Consider the following 6557-nt stretch of genomic DNA (forward strand, 5'->3'; position numbering starts at 1 on the left):
CGGCCAACTCAGGCGGCACGGCGGGCACGGCCAGTTCAGAAGGCACGGCGGGCACGGCCAACTCAGGCGGCACGCAGCCGGGTGGCACGGCGCCGGGTGCGGCAGCAGCAGAATCCGCTGCGGCAGCGCGGGCCGGCGGCCCGGGCCGGACCGATGCGGCGGCTCCTGCGGGGCGGCCGGAGGCACGCCGCGCCACTGTCGCCGCCGGGCCGTTCGCCGTCGTGCCGACGCCCGACGACGGCATCCGCCGCAGCGAGGTGCGGGTGTGGGACGAGTCGATCCGGCCCACCGGGCCGGCCCCGGACCCGGAGCGCACCTACACGGCGCACGAGCAGGCCGCTGCGCAACACCTGATCGACGTGCACGACGGGCTGCGCGCCGAACTGGCCCAGATCCATGATCTGATCGAGCAGGTCGCCGCCGGGTTGATCGACGTTGGTGCCGCCCGCTCGCACATCAACATGATGACCATGCGACAGAACAAGTGGACGCTGGGCACCTACTGCGAGTCGTACTGCCGGGTGGTGACCACCCACCACACCATCGAGGACCGCTCGCTCTTCCCGCACCTACGGCGCTCCGACCCCCGCCTCAAGCCGGTCATCGAACGGCTGGAGGAGGAGCACCACGCCATCCACGACGTGTTGGAGGGCGTGGACCGGGCGCTGGTCGCGTTCGTCGCCACACCGGACGGGATGGCCGAGCTGCGCGCTGCGGTCGACCTGCTCAGCGACACGCTGCTGTCGCACCTGGCGTACGAGGAACGCGAGCTGGTCGAGCCGATCGCCCGGCTGGGCATGTACTGACCGCCGCCCGACGCGGCCGATCGTTGGCACCTCAGCTGCCGAAGCCCCGGCGTGTCCGTGCCGCTGAAGTGCCAACGATCAAGGCGGTCGTGTCACGTGAGCGCGGACGATCGGGGGCAGCGGGCGGGCATCATCGAGGAATGGAGCCACGAGCCGAACGGGGGCACCGGTGCGTGCCGCACACCGCTGACGTACGGATCGAGGCGTGGGCACCGGACCGGGAGGGTTGCGTGGCCGAGGCGATCGCGGCGCTGGTCGAGTCGTTCACCGACCCAGCCGGCGCCCGGCCGAACGCCGAGCAGGAGTTCCACGCGCCGCCCGCCGCCGACGAGGACCTGCTGGTGCACGTACTCGACGAAGTGATCTTCCGAATGGAGACGGCGGACGAGCTGCCGCTGACCACTGAGGTGACCGACGACGGCGCCGGTGGCCTGCTGGTGTGCTGGCGTACCACGGGCACCGCCGAAGTGGAACTCACCGGCGCGGTGCCGAAGGCCGTCTCGCTGCACGAGCTGCGCTTCGCAGGTGACGACACCGGCTGGTCCTGCGCGGTCACCCTGGACGTCTGAGGCGTCCCGTCAGCCCTTGACGACGCCGAGCGGCACCAGGCGGGCGACCTTCCGGCACAGGCCAGCGCCCTCGGCGGCCTCGACCACGGCCGAGATGTCCTTGTAGGCCGCCGGCATCTCCTCGGCCAGCCCGCGCCGGGACGCCCCGCGTACGGCGATGTCCTGTGCTTCCAGTTGGGCGCGCGGATCCGCGCCGCGTCCGGCCGCGACGGCCTGCTTACGGCTCTGCACCCGGCCCGCCCCGTGGCAGGTGGAGGCGAAGGCGGGTGCCCCGGCCACCCCGGTGAGCACGTACGAGCCGGTGCCCATCGAGCCGGGGATGAGCACCGGCTGGCCTACGGCGCGCAGTTCCTCGGGCAGATCGGCGTGCCCGGGTGGCAGGGCGCGGGTGGCGCCCTTGCGGTGTACGCACAGCCGCCGCGTCCCGCCGTCCACAGCGTGCTCCTCGATCTTCGCGAGGTTGTGTGAGATGTCGTAGACCAGGTCGAGCCGGCGGCCGGTCTCCCGCTCGAAGATCTGGCCGGCGGCGTGGGCGAGCAACTGCCGGTTGGCCCGCGCGTAGTTCGCGGCGGCGGCCATCGCGCCCAGATAGGCGCGCCCCTCGTGCGAGCTGACCGGGGCGCAGGCGAGCTGCCGGTCCGGGACGTGGATGCCGTGCCGGCCCATCACCTTCTCCATGGCTCGCACGTAGTCGGTGCAGATCTGGTGGCCCAGGCCCCGCGACCCGCAGTGGATCATCACGCAGACCTGGCCGGGGCGCAGCCCGAACGCCTCGGCCACCGGCTCGTCGTACACCTGCTCGACCGCCTGGACCTCCAGGAAGTGGTTGCCGGAGCCGAGGCTGCCGACCTGGCGGGCGCCGCGCTCGATCGCCCGCTCGCTGACCTGGGCCGGGTCGGCGTCGTCCACCGCGCCGTAGTCCTCGCAGCGATGCAGGTCCCGCTCGACGCCGAAGCCCCGCTGCACGGCGTACCGCGAGCCGCCGCGCAGCACCCCGTCGAGTTCGTCGCGGCCGGTCAGGTGCCACACCGCGCCCTTGCCCATGCCGCGCGGAGTGGACGCGCTCAGCCCGTCCATCACCGCGTCCAGGCGCGGGCGCAGTTCGTCGCGGTCGAGGTCGGCGGTGAGCAGCCGGACCCCGCAGGAGATGTCGAAGCCGACGCCGCCCGGCGAGACCACTCCCCCGGCCTCGACGTCGGTGGCGGCGACCCCGCCGATCGGGAAGCCGTAGCCCCAGTGCACGTCCGGCATGGCGTACGAGGCGTCGACGATGCCCGGCAGGGTGGCCACGTTGGCGACCTGCTCCAGCGACCGGTCCGCCACCGGGTCGGGCAGCAGCGACCGGGACGCGAAGACCACCCCCGGCACCCGCATCGGGTCGTTCCGGTCGATCCGGAACCGGTACGGCGACTCCTCGACCAACTCCATCCCGCGCAGCTACCCACCCTCGGCGGCGCTACACCCGTCGACCGGCTACAACCGGTGGCAGCTTCACCGGACCCGAGGCACGGCCCTTCACCGGACCCGAGGCACGGCCCTTCACCGGGCCCGAGGCGCGACCCTTCACCGGACCCGAGGCGCGGCCCGGAGCCCGCAACCGGTGACGAGGAGAGCGGTGCGCAGGCGGATTCCCGCTCGGCCCGGGCACGCGGGGCATGATCAGGCAGGCTGGGTAGCGTGTCAGGAATGACCGATGCGAGAGAGGCGGAACGGGACAGGGTGGGCAGCGAGCTACGGGCCGACTGCGGCCGGTGCTTCGGGCTCTGCTGCGTCGCGCCCGCCTTCGCCGCGTCGGCCGACTTCGCGCTCGACAAGCCCGCCGGTCAGCCGTGCCGCAACCTGCGCACCGACTTCGGCTGCGGCATCCACGCCGAGCTGCGCGAGCGGGGCTTCCCGGGCTGCACCGTCTTCGACTGCTTCGGCGCCGGTCAACGCGTCGCTCAGCAGACCTTCGGCGGGCGGGACTGGCGGAGCGCTCCGCAGACCGCCGGGCAGATGTTCGACGTGTTCGCGGTGATGCGTCCGCTGCACGAGCTGCTGTGGTATCTGACCGAGGCGGTCGCGCTGCGCCCTCCGGCAGCGCTGCGCGAGCAGTTGGTCACCGCAGTCGACGAGACCGAACGGCTGGCCTCGGGCAGCCCGCAGCAGTTGCTGACGCTCGACGTCGACGCGCACCGCCGGACGGTCAACGCGCTGCTGTCGCGTACCGGCGATCTGGCCCGTGCCCGGGGCGGCGGAGCCGGCACCGACCATCGCGGCGCGCACCTGGTCGGCCGCGACCTGCGCCGCGCCGACCTGCGCGGGGCGAACCTGCGCGGGGCGATGCTGGTCGGGGCCGACCTGCGCGGCGTGGATCTGGCCCGGGCCGACGTCACCGGCGCCGACCTGCGCGGAGCCAACCTGCGCGGGGCCGACCTGTCCGGTGCCCTGTTCCTGCACCAGTCGCAGGTCGACGCCGCTCGCGGCGACCGGTCCACCCGCCTGCCCGCGGCGCTGCGCCGCCCGGCGCACTGGACGCCGTTGGCGGCGGCCACCGGCCGGACGCCCCGGGCGCGACGCCGCTGAATCAAGGTGCACGCCGCCGCCGGATGATCCACGCAACTTCGCGGATGTTGCTGCCTCCCGGCGGCGCTGACACCGCATCTTCTCAAAAGTTGCGCTGAGCGGCGGATCTCCTGAACCGCGCACCCGGCGACCGTCGCCGAACCGGGACCCAATCGGTGAACCGGCCGTGCAGGTCCGTCTGGTGCATGCCCCCGTTGTGCTGGGCGAGCTGTTCGGCGGCCTCTTCGCACAGCGTGACCAGGTAGACCATCAGCCGCGGGCTGTTGTCCTGGTGATCGGCGAGCAGGCGCAGCTTCGCCGGCCAGCACGGCCAGGCCCCCGCACGCCTGGCAGCGCCACGTCGGGCGGGACGGTACGTGATCGCGCGTGGCCTCATTCCTCGCCCCTGGGCACGCCACGCCGACCAGAACCGCGACGCCGGGCCGGCTCGGGTACGAGTCGCAGCCCGGCCGGTCGCACGAACAAATCGCGACGGTCGACCGCTCGCCGTACGCGTCGAGTTGGTACCCCTGAATCCAGGTCCACTCGTGGTAGGTGTGCCGGTCGGTCAGCTCTCGGATCACCCGTACCGTGATCGACTTGGCGAACTGCCGTGGCCCCGTACCGTGATCGACTTGGCGAACTGCGGTGGCAAGGGGCCGAGCGGCGCGGCGCTGGCCTTCGCCCCGACCGCCTGGCGAGCGTTCATCGCCTACGTCGCCGAGCGAGCCTGACCGGCGCAGACGCTTCGCGCGCCCATCTCCTTGCGGGCGCTCCCGCTAGCGGCGGGCGGGTGTGGCGGCGCGCGCCTCGGTCATTCCCCGGTTGGCCAACGCGTCGGCGCGCTCGTTCTCGGGGTGCCCGTTGTGGCCCTTCACCCAGAGCCAGGTGATCCGGTGCCGGGCGCAGGCCGCCTCCAGCCGCTGCCACAGGTCGGCGTTCTTCACCGGCTGCTTCGCCGCGGTCAGCCACCCGTTGCGTTTCCAGGAGGCCAGCCAACTGGTGATGCCGTTGCGCACGTACGTGCTGTCGGTGTGCACTTCGACAGTGACCGGCCGGGTGAGACTCTCCAACGCCTCGATGGCGGCGGTCAGCTCCATCCGGTTGTTGGTGGTCGGGCTCGCCTCGCCCCCGCTCAGCTCCCGCTCGTGCGAGCCGTAGCGCAGCACCGCGCCCCATCCACCCGGGCCCGGGTTTCCGCTACACGCACCGTCGGTCCAGATCTGCACCACCCGGCCGGGTGCCTCGTCCACCATGCGGCAAACCTACCGAAGCCGCCCGTGCCCGCGACGGCACGGGCACCCGTACCCGGTCTGCTGGCCTCACAGCGGGTCAACTCGGATCAGCGGGCCCCGGCCGGTGGGTCGTCGCCGACGACGGGCGGCGGGATCGCCCAGGTCGGTCGGCGGGCCGGGGCGAGCCGGTCGTGGAGTCGACCGGCGGCGTCGGCCACGGTGGCGGTGACCATCGGGATCGGCCGGGTGGACCGCATCACGGCCAGGTCCTCGGTCACGGTGGTGGTGCCGTCGAGGAAACGCAGCACCCGCGGCGCCGGATTACGGTCGAACAGTCGGCCGAAGAACTCCGGGCCGTCGACCAGGTCGCGGTCCAGGGCCCGCAGCGCGACCGCGTCCATCCACCGGTGCCGCCGAGGGTACGCGGGCGCCGGCACCGGTGGCCGTCCGGCGGCAAGCGCCCGGGCGACCTGATCGGCCTGTCGACGCATGGCGGCGAAGGTGAAGCCGGTCGACGGACGGGTGGCGCCGCCGGCAGTGCCCAGGCGGACCACCCGGGGCGAGGGGCGGGCGACGAACGGGCCGTCGGTCATCGGGATGACGCCATTCTCGACCTCCCGCACTGTGCAGCGGGCCGGGTCCAAACCGAGCAGCTCGTGGTAGCCGGCCAGCGCCGAGTCGTACGCCGCCCCGGTGAGCGGGTGCGGCGAGAACTCGGTGTACTCGACCAGCGCGTACCGGCTGTCGACCGGCAGCACGTACCCGAACGAGACGCCCCGGTCAGGCTGTGGGGTGCGGAAGTCCATCAGGACCGCTCGCCCCGGCTCGAACATCGGCCGGTCGGCCGACAGCCACCAGCCCCGGAAGTGCTGCAACCAGTTCGTCCGGCCGGGACGGTGCGGCGGTCGGGGCCGGGAGTCCAGCACCCAGCCGGCCCGCAGCACCGGCCGGTCGCCGCCGGTACGCACCAGCACCCGCTCCCCGTCGTCGTCGAGCGCCTCGGCACCGGCGACGATCCGGGTCACGCCGAGGCGCCGCTCTGCCTCGGCGGCCCGGTCGTAGACGGGACCGGAGCGCAGCATCGCGTACCGCAGGGGGGCGAGGTCAAGGGTGCGGTGCGATCCGGGCGTGATCACCTCGACCTGCGACCAGCTCGCGCTGAGCAGGTCGTCCAGGTCGTTGCCCGGCTGGTCCCAGAACGCCCAGGTTCGGTCGTGGCCCCGCCGATGCAATGGGTCGACGACGGCGATCCGCAGACCGCGCACGCCGTGCCGGACCAACGCCGCCAACACGAGCGAGGCCGCGCCGCCCCCACCCACCAGGGCAACGTCAACGTCGACCAACCCCCCACCCACGCACCCACTCTAAGGGCACCGCTCTGCCGGGTCGGGCATGCGCCGACC

Annotated in this window: 8 protein-coding genes; 4 read left to right on the top strand and 4 right to left on the bottom strand. The window is 73.2% G+C overall.

All coding sequences use genetic code 11. The features are described 5' to 3' along the window. Both Vqi01_RS25500 and Vqi01_RS25505 read left to right on the top strand, forming a co-directional pair. The coding region (locus tag Vqi01_RS25500) for a hemerythrin domain-containing protein (RefSeq protein WP_204037398.1) at positions 1-806 on the top strand (806 nt) is incomplete at its 5' end. 140 nt (positions 807-946) lie between these two features. Next, the gene (locus Vqi01_RS25505; protein ID WP_204037400.1) at positions 947-1375 is read left to right on the top strand and encodes an archease; all 429 of its coding nucleotides are present in this window, start codon (positions 947-949) and stop codon (positions 1373-1375) included. Positions 1376-1384: 9 nt separating this feature from the next. Here the strand turns inward: Vqi01_RS25505 and Vqi01_RS25510 are convergent, their stop codons facing one another. Next, complete coding sequence (locus Vqi01_RS25510) at positions 1385-2803, bottom strand: RtcB family protein (protein WP_204037402.1); 1419 nt, start codon at positions 2801-2803, stop codon at positions 1385-1387. A gap of 258 nt (positions 2804-3061) precedes the next feature. Here Vqi01_RS25510 and Vqi01_RS25515 point away from each other — a divergent pair, with 258 nt between their 5' ends. Further along, entirely contained in the window at positions 3062-3940 is an 879-nt protein-coding gene (locus Vqi01_RS25515) for a pentapeptide repeat-containing protein (protein WP_204037404.1), read from the top strand. Positions 3941-4022: 82 nt separating this feature from the next. Here Vqi01_RS25515 and Vqi01_RS25520 read toward each other — a convergent pair whose 3' ends face one another. Next, on the bottom strand, positions 4023-4316 hold the full coding sequence (locus Vqi01_RS25520; RefSeq protein WP_239098660.1) for a flavin reductase: 294 nt from the start codon (positions 4314-4316) through the stop codon (positions 4023-4025). 238 nt (positions 4317-4554) lie between these two features. Between Vqi01_RS25520 and Vqi01_RS25525 the strand changes: the two genes are divergently transcribed. Further along, entirely contained in the window at positions 4555-4653 is a 99-nt protein-coding gene (locus Vqi01_RS25525) for a DUF397 domain-containing protein (RefSeq protein WP_204037406.1), read from the top strand. Positions 4654-4698: 45 nt separating this feature from the next. On the opposite strand, the gene rnhA is transcribed toward Vqi01_RS25525, so the two are convergent. Together rnhA and Vqi01_RS25535 are read right to left on the bottom strand one after the other, a co-directional pair. Beyond that, positions 4699-5175, bottom strand: coding sequence for a ribonuclease HI (gene rnhA / locus Vqi01_RS25530; RefSeq protein ID WP_204037408.1), 477 nt, complete (start codon positions 5173-5175; stop codon positions 4699-4701). 86 nt (positions 5176-5261) lie between these two features. Next, positions 5262-6509, bottom strand: a complete 1248-nt coding sequence (locus tag Vqi01_RS25535; RefSeq protein ID WP_204037410.1) for a lycopene cyclase family protein — start codon at positions 6507-6509, stop codon at positions 5262-5264. Positions 6510-6557 lie beyond the last annotated feature (48 nt).

This window comes from Micromonospora qiuiae, from assembly GCF_016863555.1.
Classification (GTDB): Bacteria; Actinomycetota; Actinomycetes; order Mycobacteriales; family Micromonosporaceae; genus Micromonospora; species Micromonospora qiuiae.